Here is an 18,683-nt window from a genome sequence, read left to right as displayed (position 1 = left end):
TGTATGCCGCTGAGCCCAAAAGAACAATTAGAACAATTACTGACCCAAACGAAGCAAGGGGAAGAGAACCGGGCGTATTTTCAAGGTGGGTACTTAAAGGCGGTTGAGGTTAATCCGGTTGAAAAGTCTTGGCGCTTTGTCTTGGCGTTAAATCAGGTTTTGCCCTTCCAGGTATACCTGAGTTTTTCCCAAGGTCTGAAAGGAAATTTCCAACACGTTTCCTCAGTTGATTTGGCCATTGAAGCCGCTAATACAACGGTTAGCGACGAAGTGATTCGAGACTATTTTCACTTAGCCTTGACCAAAACCAGTTTGCCGTTTGCCGTTGGGCAACAGTTAGCGGCTTCTTCGCAAATCAATTTGGCGAAAGACCGTCAGGTATTGATTGCCACGGCAATGCCTAATTTGGCTGCTGCCATGACGAAGAATGTTTTGGCTGAATTGCAAGCAGTCTATCAAAGCTTTGGCTTGCCTGATTTGACCTTTGCCATCCAAGTCGACGAAAAGATGCAGGAAAAGTTGTCGCAAGATTACCAGTCTCACCATCAGGCTGTTCAAGAAAGTATCAATCAGGCCATTGAAAAGGCCAATGCGGCCAAGCCAAAGAAGTCTGCATCTGGGGTTGCACTGCGCCTTGGCCGCGCCATCAACGCTGATATCCCAGTCACTCGCTTAGAGGAAATTGATGGTGAGGAGTCGCGGGTCGTCGTTGAAGGGTTTGTCTTTGCCGATGAAGTTCGCGAACTTCGGTCCGGTCGTAAATTAATGACCTTAAAGATTACGGACTACTCTTCATCAATTACGGCGAAGAAGTTTTCAAATAATGAGCAGGACGAGGCCGTCTTCAATCAATTAAAGGCGGGTCAGTGGGTTAAGGTCCGTGGAAACGTGCAAGAGGATACCTACGCTCGTGAATTAGCCTTAAACATCTATGACCTTCAAGTCGTTGACCACGAAAAGCGAGCCGAACCCTATGAGGGCGAGGAAAAGCGCATCGAACTGCATGCCCATACCAATATGTCTGGGATGGATGCGGTCACTGATTTTAACGGCTTGGCTGGCTTGGCTGAAAACTGGGGCCAGACGACGCTGGCGGTCATGGACAACGGCAACGTTCAAGGGTATCCAACGGCGATTGCTGCGGCCAAAAAGCATAATTTGAAAATGATTTATGGTATGGAAGCCAACGTCGTTGAGGATGGTGATCCGATTGCCTATAACACCAAGGACTTAGACCTCTTGGCCAAGGACCAAACCTACGTCGCCTTCGATTTGGAAACGACGGGGTTGTCGGCCGTTTCGGACCGAATTATTGAATTATCGGCCGTGAAGATGGAACTGGGGAACGTGGTTGACAAGTTCTCAGAATATATCAACCCTGGCTTCCCACTGTCCGAATTTACGACGAACTTAACGTCGATTACCGATGCCATGGTGGCTAACGCCAAGCCCGAAAAGGATGTGATTAATGCCTTTCGGGAATGGTCCGCTGGGACGATTTTGATTGGTCATAACGTGACTTTTGATGTGGACTTCTTGAATGCTACCTATGACCGATATGGTGAAGAAGCAATTTCAAATCCTGTGATCGATACGTTGACCCTAACGCGTTGGCTGTATCCCGACTATAAGTCTTATCGTTTGGGTACTTTAGCCAAGAAGTTTAGTATCGAGTTGGAGCAGGCCCACCGCGCCATTTACGATGCCGAAACGACCGGTCACTTGGCTTGGAAGTTACTAAAAGAGGCTAAGGAACGCTTTGATCTATCAAACCTGAATCAGTTAAACGACCATATGCTCGATGGTGGGGCTTGGCGTCATGGCCGGCCATTCCACCTGTCTGTCTTGGTGCAAAATGAGACTGGCCTAAAAAATCTGTATCGCCTGGTTTCGGAATCAAACGTCCTCTACTTTAACAAGGTGCCACGAATTCCGCGGTCCGTTCTGGTTAAATATCGGGAGGGGCTGTTGATTGGAACCGGTGATACTGATGGTGATGTGATCGTCACGTTGATTGAAAAGGGGTATCAAGCGGCTAAGAAGAAGGCTGCCTTTTATGACTACTTGGAAATTCAGCCACTGGCAAACTACCAACCAATGTTGGATAGCCAATTGATTGCCAATAAAAGTAAGCTGGAAAAGCTGATCAAGGAAATGATTCAGCTTGGTCAGGAATTGAATAAGCCGGTTGCGGTAACGGGCGACGTCAAGTATACGAACCCCGAAGATAAAATTTATCGAAGCATTCTGATTGGGTCACAACCAGGAAATCCGTTGAACCGGACAAACTTGCCGGATTTGCACTTCCGGACGACCCAGAACTTGCTTGATCAGTTTGCTTTCTTGGGCGAGGATGAGGCCAAACAAGTTGTCATTACAAACACACACGCCATTGCAAATCAGGTGGAGGATATTTCACCATTGAAGGAGGGATCATTCCCACCAAAGATTCCAGAAGCCGGTGATGAATTGCGCGAAAAGACCTTTGCTGCTGCCAAAGAAGCATACGGCGACCCACTACCTGATTTGATCCAAGAACGAATCGACCGGGAGTTGAAGTCAATCATCGGTAACGGCTTTGCGCCGCACTACATGATTGCCCAACGCCTGGTGGCCAAGTCCAATAAGGACGGCTATCTGGTTGGTTCTCGTGGTTCGGTTGGATCATCCTTTGTGGCCACCATGTCTGGAATTACCGAAGTTAACCCCTTGCCACCACATTATCGGTCGGCTCATGGCGATTACTTTGAGTTGGCCGATGAAAAGAGGTATGGTTCGGGCTATGACTTGCCTGATAAGGAAGACCCAAACCATCCCGGTGAAATGCTCATCGGTGATGGGCAAAATATTCCTTTCGAAACCTTCATGGGCTTCACCGGAAATAAGGTGCCCGATATCGATTTGAACTTCTCGGGTGACTACCAGCCGATTGCCCATAACTATATGAAGGTGATGTTCGGTGAAAAGAAGGTTTACCGTGCCGGCACAATTGCGACTGTGGCTGAAAAGACGGCCTTTGGTTATGTGAAGGCCTATGAACGTGACCATGACAAGCACTACCGTGGCGCCGAAGTAGAACGGTTGGCTTCCGGTATTACCGGGGTCAAGCGGACGACGGGGCAGCACCCCGGTGGTATTCTGATTGTTCCGGCCGATTATGATATTTATGATTTTACGCCGGTGCAATACCCAGCCGATGACCAAACCGCTTTGTGGCAAACCACCCACATGGATTACCATTCGATTCACGATAATCTTTTGAAGATGGATATCCTGGGACATGATGATCCCACGATGGTCCGGACGCTGAAGGATTTGTCCGGGATTGACCCACAGTCAATTCCAGCCAATGACCCCGGTGTTTTGAGCCTCTTTACCTCAACCGAGGCCTTAGGGGTGACCCCTGAGCAAATTAATTCGAAGACCGGGACGCTTGGGTTACCGGAATTTGGAACGAACTTTGTGCGGGGGATGTTGGAAGACACGCAACCACATACTTATTCGGAACTGCTACAGATTTCTGGTCTGTCCCACGGAACGGATGTGTGGCTTGGCAATGCTCACGACTTGGTTGAAAACGGCACAGCGACAATCGCGACGGTGATTGGAACCCGTGATAAAATCATGACTGATTTAATCGGCTATGGCCTGCCTTCTGAAGATGCCTTTAACATTATGGAAAAGGTTCGAAAGGGTAAGGGCATTACCGATGAGTACCAGGCACTGATGCGCAAGCATGAGGTGCCGGAGTGGTATATCGAATCTTGTTTGAAGATTAAGTATATGTTCCCCCGGGCCCATGCCGCGGCCTACGTGTTGATGGCGTTGCGGATTGCTTACTTTAAGGTCTACTTCCCAGCGATCTATTACGCGACTTATTTCTCAGTCCGTGCTTCGGCCTTTGATGTGGTTGCCATGGCTCGTGGTAAGGAAGCGGTTAAATCAGCCATCGCCAAGATTCGTGACCTCGGTAATGATGCCACCAAGGGTGACCAAGACCTACAGACTGTCTTGGAAATGGCCAATGAAGCGCTAGAGCGAGGGATTTCCTTTAAAATGGTCGACCTTTACCGATCAGAAGCGACGGATTGGGTCATTGATGGTAATGAATTAATCCCACCGTTCTCAACGATTCCTGGCTTGGGTGATAACGTGGCCAAGCAAATTGTGGCGGCCCGCGCCGAAAAGAAGTTTATCAGTAAGGAAGACTTGAAGAAGCGGGGCAAGGTTTCTCAGACCATTATCGAGTTCTTAACGCTACATTCGGTTATTTCGGACTTGCCGGATGAAAATCAGTTGTCTCTGTTTGACTTTTAGGTCGATCTATCAAAACGTCAACGTCTGCTTTTGAAGCACGACTGTCAGACAGTTCATGTTTGATTTTTCAGCCGGACCGTGAGATAGATAAGACAAAAGTGCACCACTGCTGTGGCGGATATCAGCAGTTATCAAAAAAATAAGAAAAGGAGCCGGCGCTTTGCCAGCCGGATATCATGCAATCATTTTTTAAACTCAAGGAAAACAACACCACGGTGCGCCGTGAAGTGGTTGCCGGGATTACGACTTTCGTGTCCATGGCTTACATTTTCTTCTTGAACCCACAAATTTTGGGACAAACGGGGATGCCAGCTTTGGCTGTCTTCGTGGCAGCCATTATCGTTGCCGTTTTTGGAACCTTGGCGATGGGCTTGTATGCCAACGTTCCTTTTGCTCTAGCTCCTGGAATCGGAATGCAGGCCTATTTCACTTACACCATCGTCTTTGGCTTTGGCTTTAAGTGGCAACAGGCTTTGGCCATCGTTTTCTTGGTTGGAATTTTGGATGTCATCATTACGTTGACCCATGGTCGTCAAGCAATTGTGAAGGCCATTCCAACTGAGTTAAAGGCAGCCATTGGTGGTGGGCTAGGTGTCTTCGTGACCTATATTGGTTTGAAGAATGCCGGCTTCATCAACTTTGTGATTGATGGCAATAACTTGATTACCGTTAATGATAAGGCCTACAACGGTGGGTCAGTTCATGGACCATTGACTTCATTGTTGGCCTCTGGTGGTGTAACCCCAGAATTGACCAAGTTTACGCAATCACCAGCATTGTTGGCCTTGATTGGTTTGCTGTTGTTGACCTTTATGCTCATTAAAAAGGTCCCAGGTGCATTTTTGATTACGTTGGTTGCAACGACTTTGATTGGTATTCCAATGGGTGTGACGGACGTGCACATGTCAGCAGCAACCTCTTTGCCACACGCCTTTTCTGAATTCTCATCAACCTTTGGTGCTGCCTTTGGCCCACACGGCATGCAGTCACTCTTTGGTACTTGGCAAAAGACCATTTTGGCGGTCGTTACGATTTTCGCCATGGGCTTGACTGGCTTGTTTGATGCCATCGGAACTTTGATTGGAATTGGTAACCAGACTGGTATCTTCTCCAAGGAAGACCAAGAAGCGTTCGTTGCCGATAATTCCTTCAATTCTAAGATGGACAAGGCCTTGGTCGTTGATACCTTTACGACAACCTTGGCTGGGGCTGTTGGAACTTCGAATACAACAACCTTTATTGAATCAGCGACCGGGGTCGCTGCGGGTGGCCGGACTGGTTTGGCCAACGTGGTGACTTCAGTTGGCTTCCTGCTGATGCTTTTCTTGGCACCATTGGTATCAATCGTACCAACGGCCGCTATCGCACCGCTTTTGATTGTGGTTGGAATCATGATGATGGCCGAATTCAAGAAGATTGATTGGGCGGATTTGGCAGTTGCCTTGCCAGCCTTCTTTACATCGATTTTCATGGCCTTCTCTTATTCAATTTCTTATGGAATTGCCGCTGGCTTTATTTTCTATATCGTGGTTAAGATTGCGCAAAAGCAATTCAAGACGTTGTCACCAATCTTGTTGGTGATTACTGCCTTCTTCTTAATTAACTTTATCCTGATTGCGATTATTTAAAGCAAATCAGGATTGAAAGACGACTTTGGTCGTCTTTTTTTGTTGGCAAATTTCGGTCCTGATTTTATAGAAAGAAGACTTTTACCAAGCGATTCAGGCCGTTTTTTGCTATAATAGAGCTATGAAATATGGAACAGTAAAAATTTGGCAAGCCGAACGCGGCTATGGCTATATCACACCCGATCAAAAGGGACCGGACGTTTACGTCCACTTTAACGGCATTGCTGGGGATGGTTTTAAATCTCTCCACCAGGGGCAACGAGTTGCCTACGTCCTGGTTCAAGGCAAGGACGCTTTTCAAGCTGCTCAAGTCCAGGTTATTGACGGAAAGGACTAGGTATGGCGGAAAAAGAACGGTTTTTATCAAAGCAGGACGTTTACCAGGGCAAGATTTTCTCTGTTGAGAAACGCCAGGTGGAACTTGCTGACGGCAGTCAGGCGCAACGCGATATCGTGCACCATGCCTTGGCCGTTGGTATCTTGCCATTAGTAGATGCCGATCACGCTATCTTAGTTCGCCAATGGCGCGCTGCAGCCGATGATTTTGTCCTAGAAATTCCGGCTGGAAAAGTAGACAGTCGCGACCATGGGAACGAAGAAGAAGCCGCACGACAGGCAGCTATCCGAGAATTGAACGAAGAGATTCGTTTTCATCCCGGTTCTTTGACTAAATTTGCGACCGTTTATGAAGCCATCGGCTTTACGGATGCAAGAATTGTCCTTTACCTGGCAACCGATATGACGGCTCTAGCAAATGCTGAACAACTGCCGCAGGACCATGGCGAATCCTTGGACCTATTGACGGTTTCCTATGATGAAATGACCGAACTGTATCAACGAGGCGAACTCAATGATCAAAAGACGTTGACGGCTTATTTCTACTGGACAAATTGGAGATTAACAAATGGCAAATAATCATTTTTTCACCCGGTCACGGCAAAGTCGTGAAGATAAGAAGCGGGCAAAGATGCGCCGACAGGTTGAACGCGAATATGAAAAGGCTCATCCGGATGAAATCACAGTGGTTGAACCGGAAAACCGAGCCGAGATGCGCCTGACTAAAAAGGGCCGCTTTGAACTGGGATCAAATGGTGAATTAACGGAAAAAGGAAAAACGGACCGCCTAGCATACCGCTATAACCGCGGCATGATTTTTGTGGCGGTTTTGATTGTCTTGACTTATCTCTTCTTTTTCTTTGTCAATTTTAACTAAAAATCTGTGAGGATACCTACTTTGAAAGTTGGAATTATTACCCCAATGCCTGAAGAAAAAAAGGCATTGACGAGCGCAATCCAAAACCCTGTTGAAAAAAGCTTTGCTGATTTAACAGTTTTGGTCGGTGAATATGCCGGTCAAGAAATCTTTTTAGCGGAATCAGGGATTGGTAAGGTTGCTGCCGCAACGGCAACGACGATTTTGACCCAGGTCTTTCATGTGGACGTGGTCATCAATACCGGCTCTGCCGGTGCATTGCAGCCGGAATTGGCTATTGGTGATTTGGTTATCGGTACGAAGTTGACATACTTTGATGCCGACGTCACAGTCTTCGGATATGATTTTGGTCAGTTGCCAGCTCAACCTGCTTACTTCGAAGCTGATGCGGACTTGGTTAAGGCGTTTGAGGCCTTGACGGATAGCCAGGCTGGCTTGATTGTGTCTGGTGATAGCTTTGTTCAACAGGACAAAAAAGAAGAAATTAAACAACACTTCCCCAAGGCTCTTTTGGCCGAAATGGAAGGGGCAGCGGTTGCTCAAGTGGCAACACGCTTTAATGTGCCGTTTATTGTTTTGCGGGGCGTTTCTGATTTGGCCAATGGTGAATCATCTGTGACTTTTGACGAGTTTGTTGTCGAGGCCGGCCAAAAATCAGCCCAGTTATTACTGGCTTACCTGGACTCATTGTCTGCCTAATGAGCGGACAGCCAGCGATTGAAAATATTTGAAATTAGAGGATGAAAAATCATGATTGCAGTTTATAATCAAGCAGCAGTTGGCGATATTTTGATGTTAACTTTTGCGCCAGCAACGGGGAAGGTTGTCCAAGAAACCAAGGGGCAGGTGACCAAGGTTGTTGATGCCGAAAGTAAGCAAACGTTGGGCATCAACATTGAAGGTGCCGGTGCAGCTTTGGCATTGACTGACCAAGCTGGTCAAGTCTTCCTGACGGAAAGCCAAGTGGCACAAGTTAACCAGATTTTGCAAGATGCCGGTTTTGAAGATGCTATTGCCGTTGAACAATCAAACTTGGTTGTGGGTGAAGTCGTTTCAATGACTGCTCATCCTGATTCTGATCACCTCCACGTGACACAGGCAAACGTTGGTAACGGTGAAAGCCTCCAAATTGTTTCTGGTTCTCCGAATATGCAAGAGGGGATTCGCGTCGTGGTTGCTAAGCCCGGTTCGATGATGCCTTCAGGTGCCATCATTTGGGATGGCGCTTTGCGCGGTGTGCCATCGGCCGGTATGATTGTTTCTGGCCGCGAATTGCAGTTGCCAGGGGCACCCGATAAGCCAGGGGCCTTGGTTTTGCCAGCTGACTTTGGCCAAATTGGCCAGGCTTTTGATTTTGCTGCTGCCCAAAGTTTGTATGCGGACGGCTTGATTGATACAAACTATTAAAAGGGGCGACTGTCATGTCAGAGAAGTATTATTTTATCGGGATTAAGGGGACTGGGATGGGGCCTCTTGCCCAAATTTTACATGACCAAGGCAACGAGGTCTTGGGTTCGGATATCGACCAGTTTACTTATACGCAAGCGCCATTGGAACAAGCGGGCATTAAGATTTTACCTTTTGACGCGCAAAACGTCTTGGATAATCAGGATGCGATTTTTATCCGTGGTAATGCCTTTGAGGATGACCAGGTGGAAGTCCAGGCAGCATTGCAAGCTGGGGTTAAAATGATTTCTTACCCGGAAGCTGTGGCCAAGCAAATTGACCAAGCCACGACCATTGCGGTCGCTGGGGCTCACGGTAAAACTTCAACCACTGGTCTTTTGTCACACGTCTTTAAGAATGTTGCGAAGACCTCTTACTTGATTGGGGACGGAACCGGTCACGGTGTGGCTGATTCTGATTTCTTCGTTTTGGAAGCTGATGAATACCGACGCCACTTTGCACCATACCACCCAGACTATGCCATTTTGACCAATATTGACTTTGACCATCCCGACTACTACCACGATTTGGCAGATGTCCGCTCAGCCTTTGTTGATTTTGCCAAGGGTGTTAAAAAGGGCATTGTGGCTTGGGGCGACGATCCGAGCTTGCAAAATTTGGGTGTTGACGTGCCCGTCTATTACTACGGTGATCAGGCTGGTCGTGATGACTTCTTGATTAGTGATGTTAAGAAGACGACTTCCGGTTCCACTTTTTCAGTAAGTTTCAAGGGACAGGACTTGGGCGAATTTGCGATTCCAATTTTTGGTCAGCATAACGTCTATAATGCCACAGCGGTCATTGCCGTTGCTTACCTGGAAGGGTTGGACTTGGCAAATGTCCGTGCGCACTTGTTGACTTATCCTGGGGTGAAGCGTCGCTTCTCCGAGAAGAAAGTCCAAGATATTGTTATTATCGATGACTACGCTCACCACCCAACGGAAATCCAAGCAACGATTGATGCCGCTCGGCAGAAGTACCCAACAAAGGAAATTGTGGCGGTCTTCCAGCCGCACACCTTTACCCGGGTAATCGCTTATAAGGATGAATTTGCGCAGGCTTTGCAGGCGGCTGATACCGTTTACTTGACGCCTATCTTTGGTTCTGCCAGAGAAAGTAAGGGGACAGTTTCAGCCCAAGATATTGCCGATGCTTTGCCAAATGGCGCTGTTGTCTTGAAGGAAGACGATGTCTCACCATTGTTGAAGCACCATGACGCCGTTTTGGTCTTCATGGGTGCCGGCGATATTCAAAAGTACGAGTATGCTTATGAAAAGTTGCTCGGTCAAACTTTACCTGATTTGAATTAAGGGGCCATCCTTTAATCTAAGATTAAGATTTTTTTGTTATCATATAGATAGAAAAATTAACAATACCAATGGGAGGTATCTGATGGATAATTTTGATATGAACGCTCGCCGCGATGTGACGGGCGCTGATGAAGGCATGAAGTCCTTCTTCCAGCGTGTTTATGGCTATATGGCAATTGCCTTGGCTGTAACGGCCGTTGCCGGCTACGTCGTTCAACATTTCTTTTTGCAACAAGTTGCCCAACTCTTTTTGGGTAGCTGGATTGGGATGGCAGCGGTTGTTGTCGTTGAATTGGTCATTGTGGCCATGATTCGCAGCGCTTCATTCGCGAATAATCCCTCAAAGGCTTTCGGTCTTTTGATGGCCTTCTCGGCTGTCCAAGGCTTGACGCTTGGTTTGATTTTGGCCGTTTATACGGCCGCTTCAGTTGGCGCTGCCTTTATCTCAACTGCGGCATTGTTTGCCGGAATGGCTGCCTATGGCTACTTCTCAAAGAAGTCAATGGCTTCAATGGGTCCAATCCTCTTTGGTTCATTGATTGGGATTATCGTGGCATCAGTGATTAACATCTTCATGGGTTCTTCAACCATGCACTTGTTGATCTCAGTGGCAACTGTCATCGTGTTCGCTTTGTACACGGCTTACGACAACAATACGTTGCGTCAAGTTTATGTTCAATTGTCAGCTAATGGTGCTAGCGAGGCTCAGACGACCGGCTTGGCTGTGTCAGGAGCTTTGATGCTCTACCTTGATTTCATGAACATTTTCTACGCTTTGATCCAACTTTTCGGCGATAACCGAAATTAACACGTCAGAAAAACTAACATTGCTCGCTTCGGCGAGCTTTTTTTGTGCTAAACTACAAACAAGTTAAATAAGGACTAACCAATGACTAAAAAACTACTCTTAATTGATGGGAATTCGCTGGCGTTTCGGGCTTTCTACGCGATGTACCAACAGCTAGACCGAATGGTAACACCGGAAGGATTACACACCAATGCCCTTGTGGCTTTTAATAACTTTTTAGAATCAATCGTCTTACCAATGCAACCTGACTTCGCTCTTGTTGCTTGGGATGCCAAATCAGGTAAGGAAACCTTTCGCGGTGACCTCTATGCCGACTATAAGAGTGGTCGGGATAAGACGCCGGTTGAATTTAAGGAACAATTTCCATACCTTCGTGAAATGGTGTTGGCCCATGGCCTTCATAATTACGAACAAAATGGTTTGGAAGCAGACGATATCATTGGAACACTGTCTCGGGAAGGAGAAAAAGCGGGTGATGATGTCATCATCATTACTGGAGACCAAGATTTGACGCAGTTGGCCACCGATAAGGTGACTGTGAAAATTACAAAAAAGGGTGTGACTCAGATTGAAGAATACACACCCGCTTATATCCAAGAAAAGTTCGGACTGACTCCGGCACAGATTATCGATAAGAAGGCTTTGACCGGTGATACTTCTGATAATTATCCAGGGGTGACAAAGGTTGGCGAAAAAACAGCCTTGAAGTTGTTAACCGAATACCACGACCTGGATAACTTATATGCCCACGTTGACGACATGAAAAAGTCCAAGATGAAGGAAAACTTGATTGCGGATAAGGATGTTGCCTATCGGGCACAGAAGTTGGCCACCATCATTACGGATGCTGATTTATCAATTTCTTTGGACGACCTGGCCTACAATGGTCCAAAAACCAAGGGCTTGGTTGAACTGTTTGAAAGTTTGCATTTCAAATCAGCACTGGCCAAGCTGAAGGCGCACCAATTGGTCGGTCAAGATGATACTTCCGTTGAGGAGGCTGAGTCACAAAGCGCCAACTTCCACCCAGTGAAGGAGTTGGACGAAGCGGCCCTAACTGCTCTTGCTAAGGCAGATACCTTGGCTATCCAAATTGATACGGATGCAGATAATTATCATACGGCCGACATGCTCGCCTTTGCTATCGGTAATGATGATTTGGGGTACTTTGCTAGTCGTGACTTTACCTGGTTTGAAAATCAGACACTACGTGACCTGATTGAAAATCCAGAACAGAAGTTGCGCCTCTTCAATGCCAAGGAAGTTTGGGTATTGATGCACCGCTTGGACTTGACGCTTGCCGGAGTTGATTTTGACTTTATGCTCGTCGCCTATCTGCTCGATACGGTTGGCAATGACAACGTCTTATCAACGTTGGCCGCCCGCTTTGGTTTGTACCTACCAGCCGATGAAGATTTTTATGGCAAGGGTGCTAAGTTCTCTGTACCAACCGATGATCAAGAAGTCTTTGATCACCTCGGCCATAAAGCAGAAGCGCTTTATGGCTTACGTGACAAAGCCTTTGAGGAATTGGCTGAGCACAAGCAAACGGACCTCTACCATGATATCGAGTTGCCATTGTCATTCGTCTTGGCCAAGATGGAAGCCCAAGGATTTGCCGTTAAGGAAGACCGTCTGGAAAAGATGGGCCAGGAACTCGACGAAAAAATCAGCCAACTCAAAGAAGAAATTTACCAGATTGCCGGTGAAGAATTCAACATTAATTCAACCAAGCAGTTAGGAACGTTGCTCTTTGAAAAGATGAACTTGCCAGTGATTAAGAAGACGAAAACCGGTTATTCAACCGCCGTTGAAGTCTTGGAGGAACTGGCACCGCAGGCGCCAATTGTTAGCCATATTCTTGAGTACCGGCAACTGGCAAAGATTAAGTCAACTTACGTTGATGGCCTCTTGGCCGTGGTTGATCAAGCCGACCAGAAGATCCACACCCGGTTCTTACAGACGTTGACCCAGACCGGCCGATTGTCATCAGTTGATCCAAACCTGCAAAATATTCCGATGCGGACGGAGGAGGGACGTAAAATTCGTCACGCCTTTGTTCCCAGTCATCCGGATTGGCTAATCTTTGGAGCCGATTACTCGCAGATCGAATTACGGGTTTTGGCCGCCATCACCGGTGATCCAAACATGAAGAAGGCCTTCATGGAGGACGAGGATATTCATGCCGAGACGGCCCGCGCCGTCTTTGGCCTGAAGGCAGATGAGCCGGTTGATGCCAACCATCGAAGGACAGCCAAGGCCGTCAATTTCGGAATCGTCTACGGTATTTCTGATTTTGGTTTATCAAAGAACCTCGGCATTTCGCGCAAGGATGCCAAGTCCTTTATCGAAACCTATTTCAAAGAGTTTCCTAAGATTCATGGTTGGATGGAACAGATTAAGGAGCAGGCCCATAAGGATGGCTTTGTTGAAACAATTGAACATCGCCGTCGCTACTTGCCCGAGATTAATGCCAAAAACTTTAACCGACGATCATTTGCTGAACGAACAGCGATGAATTCGCCAATTCAAGGTTCGGCGGCTGATATTATCAAAATTGCCATGATTAAGGTTGACCAGGCCTTAACCAAGGAGGGCTTGCAAGCCAAAATGCTTTTGCAGGTTCACGATGAACTGGTCTTTGAATGTCCAAAAGAGGAGTTAGAGCAAGTACGAAAGTTAGTAACCTCCGTGATGGATTCTGCCGTTTCTTTGTCCGTACCATTGAAAGTTGAGGACCATGCCGGTCCAACCTGGTACGAAGCCAAGTAAGGTGGTCATCACCAGCTGAAAGGAGTTTTTCATGTCCAGTTCTGAATTGCAACGTAACCGAGCCGTTTTACCGATGTCAACCGTCCGCGAGTTGACCCTGCTAACCGACCGCCAGATTCGTTACTACGAACAGCACGAATTAATCACTCCAAAACGGGGTAAGGGTGGTCAACGCCGTTTTTCTTTAAACGATATTGATCGGCTCTTGCAAATTAAGGACTACCTTGATGCTGGTGATTCCACTGCCGATATTAAAGAACTCTTTGCCAAAGCCGAACGGAAAAATCAGCAACAGGCCGGCGTTGATAGTAGCCTGCGCCGCTCGTTGCAAGATGAATTTGCTCAAATCGCCCGCTTTAATAACCACTGATTTGGTCGGTTAATTGACCAAATGTGAACAATGAATTGATGATTGAAAAAAGCTGACCAGCTGGCCAGCTTGGCTGGAGAAAGCCTTCAGCCAAGAAAAAATGTACCCACTATAGCAGCCAAGTAAAGGAGTTTCTAATGGCAAAACCTTCTTACACCAAAGCAGACATTAAGCAAATCGTTCAAGACGAACAAGTTGAATTCATTCGCGTGACATTCACTGACGTTTTGGGCGCTATCAAGAACGTTGAAGTGCCAGTTTCACAACTGGACAAGGTCTTGGACAATGACCTGATGTTCGACGGTTCTTCAATTGAAGGATTCGTTCGGATTAACGAATCTGATATGTACCTCTATCCTGATTTGTCAACGTTCATGATCTTCCCATGGGCGACCGACGAACATGGTGGAAAAGTTGCCCGTTTGATTGCGGACGTGTACTCAAAGGATCGGACACCATTTAAGGGTGACCCACGAATTGCCTTGAAGGATGCCGTTGCCCGTGCCGAATCTGAAGGCTTTACTGCCTTCAACGTTGGTACGGAACCTGAATTCTTCTTGTTCAAATTGGATGAAAAGGGCGAACCAACCATGGAACTAAATGACCATGGAAACTACTTCGACTTGGCACCATTGGACCGCGGTGAAAACGTTCGTCGTGAAATCGTTTTGACGCTTGAAAAGATGGGCTTTGAAGTTGAAGCTGCCCACCACGAAGTTGCTGCTGGTCAGCACGAAGTTGACTTCAAGTACTCAGACGCCGTTGACATGGCCGACAAGATTCAGACTTTCAAGTTGGTTGTAAAGACAATCGCTCGTAATAACGGTTACTACGCAACCTTCATGCCAAAGCCTGTTTCAGGTATTAACGGTTCAGGAATGCACACGAACATGTCTTTGTTTGACAAGGACGGGAACGTCTTTGATGGCCACGATGCTGACAAGAACTTGGGCTTGTCTGACACGGCTATGCACTTCTTGGGTGGTGTCTTGAAGCACGCCCCAGCCTTGACTGCCTTGGCTAACCCAACGGTTAACTCATACAAGCGTTTGACTCCTGGTTTTGAAGCCCCAGTTTATGTTGCTTGGTCAGCATCAAACCGTTCACCAATGGTTCGAGTACCAGCCTCACGTGGTTTGGCAACTCGTTTGGAATTGCGTTCAGTTGATCCAACGACTAACCCATATACTGCCTTGGCTGCTATTTTGTCAGCTGGTTTGGATGGTATCGACAACAAGTTGGAACCATCAGCTCACGTTGATAAGAACATCTACTTGATGGATGAAAACGAACGTAAGAAGGCTGGCATCGTGAACTTGCCTGATACGTTGTTGGCTGCCCTTGATGAATTGGCTAATGATGATGTTGTAATCGATGCTATCGGTACACACATTACTGATAAGTTTATTGAAGCTAAGAAGATTGAATATACTTCATACCGTCAATTTGTTTCACAGTGGGAATTGGATAACTACTTCATGAACTACTAATCAATATTTTAAAACCGGCTGATAGTCGGTTTTTTTATTGTCTTTGAATAAATCAGTCCTCGTTTTTTCTAATTTTAGGATTGTTTTTCAAAAGTAGGATGTGCTACACTAAGAAAAAATAATATAAATCTTCGGGGCAGGGTGTAATTCCCGACCGACGGTGATGGCGTAAGCCTCAGTCCGTGACTCAAGCAATTGATTGATACAGTGAGATTCTGTAACCGACAGTAAAGTCTGGATGGGAGAAGATAAACAAAGAGGGCTTTTTTAGCTAGTTTTTTGTCGTCCTTTTGGCGACACGAAGACGGCGCTTGAAGTCTTTATTTGCAGAATCTAATTTCGATTTGCTCCGGTGTGATTTTAAATCACACCGGTTTTTTTATGCCCGGAGTGGATCGGAGTCGAAATGAATGATGAAATTGGTTTAGCCTGGGCAATCGCCTTAGCAAAACAGGCGAACCCAAAGGACACATGGAAAAATCCGCGGGTGGGGGCGATTATCGTGGACCATAATGGCCAGGTTTTAGGTCAGGGCTACCATCATCGTTACGGTGACCGCCATGCTGAGGTTGATGCCTTGGCCCAGGTTGAGCCGGGGACTGATTTAAAATCAGCGACCCTCTATGTCAGTTTAGAACCCTGTTGCCGGCAGGGAAAGGTGGGCCCCTGTACACAAGCGGTGATTGATGCCGGAATTGGTCGAGTGGTGATTGGCAGTCTGGATCCAAATCCGGCGGTCAATGGCCGTGGAGTTGCTATCCTGCAGGCGGCGGGTGTTGAAGTCGATGTGCAAGGGGCCGATGTTGACCGGCAGGCGCTGTTAAATCCCGCTTTTGTCTATTATCACAAGACCGGCAAACCTTATGTGCAGTTGAAGTTAGCCGAGAGTGGCGATTGGCGGGTAGCGGCTAAGCAGGGCCAACAAACGAAAATCACGGACCAAGTGGCTGATCAAGCCATCCACGCTCTGCGTGGCCGACAAAGTGCGATCTTGATTGGCTCCGAAACGGCGCTAGTTGATCAACCGGCCTTAACGGTTCGTTTCGTGAAAATTGATCATGACCAACCCTTACGGGTGATTTTGGATCGGCGGGGCAGGCTGCAGAAGCAAGTGGCCGCCGGCCAGTGGGCAACGAGAACGCTGATTTATAGTCAAAATAAGGACTTTGTGCGGGACTTTGACCAAGTACAAGAATGGTCGGGTGACTTGCAGGAATTGTTGGTTGACCTAGGGCAACGCGGTTGTCAATCACTGTTAGTTGAAGGCGGGCCAACCATCATCAAGGCTTTCTTAAAGGAGCAGGCTTGGCAAAGTTTTGATTTATATCAAACGGCGAGTCGTTTTGGTTCAGTCGGGGTTCAGGGCTTGTCGCCAACGGCAATCGCAGCGGCTGGTGGTCAATTGAAAGCGACCAAGGTTGTTGGCAATGCCATTGATTTTCATTTTGAGCGGAAGGTTCACTAAGATGTTTACAGGAATTGTGGCGGCGATTGGCCGCATTACGGCGGTGGAAGAAATAGACCGTCAAAATTATGCTTATACCATCCAGGGACCGGCGGGGTTCTTTGACGATAGTCAGTTGGGAGATTCGATTATGGTTACCGGTGTTTGCCTGTCAATCGTTGATAAATCAGACCAGCAGGCGCGTTTTGAGATTATGGCGCCAACGGTTGCGCAAACGACGTTTGGCAATTTGGTCGTTGGGGACCGGGTCAACCTTGAGAAAAGTTTACCGCTGGCTGGTCGATTGGACGGTCATTTTGTTTTGGGCCATGTCGATGGCCGGGGCAAAATTATTAGTCAAACGAAAGTGGGGCAGACTATTGAACTGGAAATTCAGGTCGAGGATGAAAGTCTCTGGCCGTATTTCGTTTCCAAGGGGTCAGTGGCATTGGACGGAACGTCTCTGACGATTGTTCGAGTTGCCGGTCCGGTGCTCACCATTGGTCTGATTCCGATAACGCAGGCAAACACAACCTTTGGCACGAAGCAGGTTGGCGATTTCGTTAATGTCGAAACAGATATTTTAGCCAAGTACAGCCAACGGCGGGAGGCCCTCCATGTCTGAAAAAATTAGAAGAGCCCTTGCAGCACTGCAGCGAGGGGAATTGATTATTGTTCAAGATGATCACAGTCGTGAAAATGAAGGCGATTTGGTTGGCTTGGCCGCTTTGGCCAGCCCGGCCAAAATTAACCAGGCATTGTCAATCGGTCGGGGCGTTCTCTGTGCGCCGATGACAGCCGACCGGGCGCAAAATCTTGACCTGCCAGAAATGGTCCAGCAGAACAGTGAGAAGTTTGGCACACGGTTTACGGTCGCGGTCGACCATGTGGCTACAACGACTGGTGTGTCGGCCAATGATCGGGCACAGACATTAAGGGAACTGGCTAATCTTTCGGCGAAAGCGACTGATTTTGACCGACCGGGCCATATTTTTCCTTTGATAGCAGCGGCCGGTGGCTTGAAGGAACGACAAGGACATACGGAAGCGGCTGTGACCCTGGCTGAATTGGCGGGTGTTCCCCCCGTAGCCTATATTATTGAAATTTTGCGTGAGGACGGTAAGATGGCTAGGCAAGAGGACCTAGCAAAATTAGCCAAGGACCAGGGGTTGGAATATATCAGCATTCGAGACATCCGGGATTATATTGAGCGAGAGGAGGGTGTTGAGTTGACTGCTGGACCTAGGGTTACGTTACCAACCCGTTATGGGCAGTTTTTCTTAACTGATTTTATTGCAACCGGCCAAGAGCGAGAACCGGATTTGTTGCTTGAAAGCAGCCAACAGGCTGGGGATGTGCCACTCGTACGTGTGCATTCGGAATGTGACACTGGCGACTTATTTGGTTCCAAACGCTGCGAGTGTGGACCACAGCTTGAAGCTGCCTTAAGCCAAATTGGTCAAGAAGGTGGTGCGGTTGTTTATTTACGGCAGGAAGGTCGTGGGATTGGTCTGCATGATAAGCTCAAGGCTTATCTTTTGCAAGAAAATGGTTATGATACAGTGGAAGCTAACTTGGCCTTGGGGCACCAGGCCGATGAACGCAATTATGAGCGAGCAGCGCTGATGCTGAAGCAGGCGGGGCTGACGAAAATTCGGCTGTTGACGAATAATTTGGATAAGGTAGCAGCCCTGCGTGCCTACGGGATTGATGTGGTTGACCGCGTGCCATTAGAAGTTGGCCAGGCAAATGAGAATACAGCCTACTTGCAGACGAAGGCTGAAAAATTAGGCCAGGTTTTTACTCAATACCAGATTTAATGGTGAGTGATTGAGGACGGTGGCGACCAGGTAGATTGGTAGCTAAATGGTGAGCAGCCGATGAT

The 18,683-nt window shown here is 47.5% G+C and carries 15 protein-coding genes and 1 riboswitch; all 15 genes read left to right on the top strand.

All coding sequences use genetic code 11. The annotated features are described in order from the left end of the window. The first annotated feature begins 3 nt into the window (after positions 1-3). The 15 genes from FT12353_RS01380 to ribA all read left to right on the top strand — a co-directional run bounded on the left by FT12353_RS01380 (position 4) and on the right by ribA (position 18,618). Positions 4-4,317, top strand: coding sequence for a PolC-type DNA polymerase III (locus FT12353_RS01380; protein ID WP_203617411.1), 4,314 nt, complete (start codon positions 4-6; stop codon positions 4,315-4,317). A 176-nt stretch (positions 4,318-4,493) separates the two neighbouring features. Then, positions 4,494-5,945, top strand: coding sequence for an NCS2 family permease (locus FT12353_RS01375; RefSeq protein WP_047975241.1), 1,452 nt, complete (start codon positions 4,494-4,496; stop codon positions 5,943-5,945). 121 nt (positions 5,946-6,066) lie between these two features. Next, positions 6,067-6,282: a cold-shock protein gene (locus tag FT12353_RS01370; protein WP_059393458.1), complete on the top strand. Its 216-nt coding sequence runs from the start codon at positions 6,067-6,069 to the stop codon at positions 6,280-6,282. A 2-nt stretch (positions 6,283-6,284) separates the two neighbouring features. Further along, positions 6,285-6,860 carry an NUDIX hydrolase gene (locus tag FT12353_RS01365; protein WP_203617408.1) on the top strand — a complete coding sequence of 192 codons (576 nt, stop codon included), beginning with the start codon at positions 6,285-6,287 and terminating at the stop codon, positions 6,858-6,860. Continuing rightward, positions 6,850-7,158, top strand: coding sequence for a hypothetical protein (locus tag FT12353_RS01360; protein ID WP_059393456.1), 309 nt, complete (start codon positions 6,850-6,852; stop codon positions 7,156-7,158). Before FT12353_RS01365 ends, FT12353_RS01360 begins: the two co-directional genes overlap by 11 nt. Before the next feature lie 21 nt (positions 7,159-7,179). Beyond that, complete coding sequence (locus FT12353_RS01355; RefSeq protein WP_203617405.1) at positions 7,180-7,857, top strand: 5'-methylthioadenosine/adenosylhomocysteine nucleosidase; 678 nt, start codon at positions 7,180-7,182, stop codon at positions 7,855-7,857. A 51-nt stretch (positions 7,858-7,908) separates the two neighbouring features. Continuing rightward, entirely contained in the window at positions 7,909-8,565 is a 657-nt protein-coding gene (gene ytpR / locus FT12353_RS01350; RefSeq protein WP_203617402.1) for a YtpR family tRNA-binding protein, read from the top strand. A 14-nt stretch (positions 8,566-8,579) separates the two neighbouring features. Next, positions 8,580-9,914 carry a UDP-N-acetylmuramate--L-alanine ligase gene (murC, locus tag FT12353_RS01345; protein ID WP_203617400.1) on the top strand — a complete coding sequence of 445 codons (1,335 nt, stop codon included), beginning with the start codon at positions 8,580-8,582 and terminating at the stop codon, positions 9,912-9,914. A gap of 82 nt (positions 9,915-9,996) precedes the next feature. After that, on the top strand, positions 9,997-10,722 hold the full coding sequence (locus tag FT12353_RS01340; protein ID WP_059393452.1) for a Bax inhibitor-1/YccA family protein: 726 nt from the start codon (positions 9,997-9,999) through the stop codon (positions 10,720-10,722). An 81-nt stretch (positions 10,723-10,803) separates the two neighbouring features. Then, entirely contained in the window at positions 10,804-13,494 is a 2,691-nt protein-coding gene (gene polA, locus FT12353_RS01335; protein ID WP_203617397.1) for a DNA polymerase I, read from the top strand. Between the two features lie 31 nt (positions 13,495-13,525). After that, on the top strand, positions 13,526-13,864 hold the full coding sequence (locus FT12353_RS01330; protein WP_059393450.1) for a MerR family transcriptional regulator: 339 nt from the start codon (positions 13,526-13,528) through the stop codon (positions 13,862-13,864). 137 nt (positions 13,865-14,001) lie between these two features. Then, positions 14,002-15,354 carry a type I glutamate--ammonia ligase gene (glnA, locus tag FT12353_RS01325; protein ID WP_059393449.1) on the top strand — a complete coding sequence of 451 codons (1,353 nt, stop codon included), beginning with the start codon at positions 14,002-14,004 and terminating at the stop codon, positions 15,352-15,354. A 123-nt stretch (positions 15,355-15,477) separates the two neighbouring features. After that, positions 15,478-15,608: riboswitch (FMN riboswitch) on the top strand. Positions 15,609-15,760: 152 nt separating this feature from the next. Continuing rightward, positions 15,761-16,819, top strand: coding sequence for a bifunctional diaminohydroxyphosphoribosylaminopyrimidine deaminase/5-amino-6-(5-phosphoribosylamino)uracil reductase RibD (gene ribD, locus FT12353_RS01320; protein WP_203617394.1), 1,059 nt, complete (start codon positions 15,761-15,763; stop codon positions 16,817-16,819). A 1-nt stretch (position 16,820) separates the two neighbouring features. Continuing rightward, positions 16,821-17,423, top strand: coding sequence for a riboflavin synthase (locus FT12353_RS01315; protein ID WP_203617391.1), 603 nt, complete (start codon positions 16,821-16,823; stop codon positions 17,421-17,423). After that, entirely contained in the window at positions 17,416-18,618 is a 1,203-nt protein-coding gene (ribA, locus tag FT12353_RS01310; protein ID WP_203617377.1) for a GTP cyclohydrolase II, read from the top strand. Before FT12353_RS01315 ends, ribA begins: the two co-directional genes overlap by 8 nt. The last annotated feature ends 65 nt before the right edge of the window (positions 18,619-18,683 follow it).

Source organism: Fructobacillus tropaeoli (genome assembly GCF_016860625.1).
Taxonomy (GTDB): Bacteria; Bacillota; Bacilli; order Lactobacillales; family Lactobacillaceae; genus Fructobacillus; species Fructobacillus tropaeoli.
This window is presented reverse-complemented; position numbering and strand designations above follow the sequence as displayed.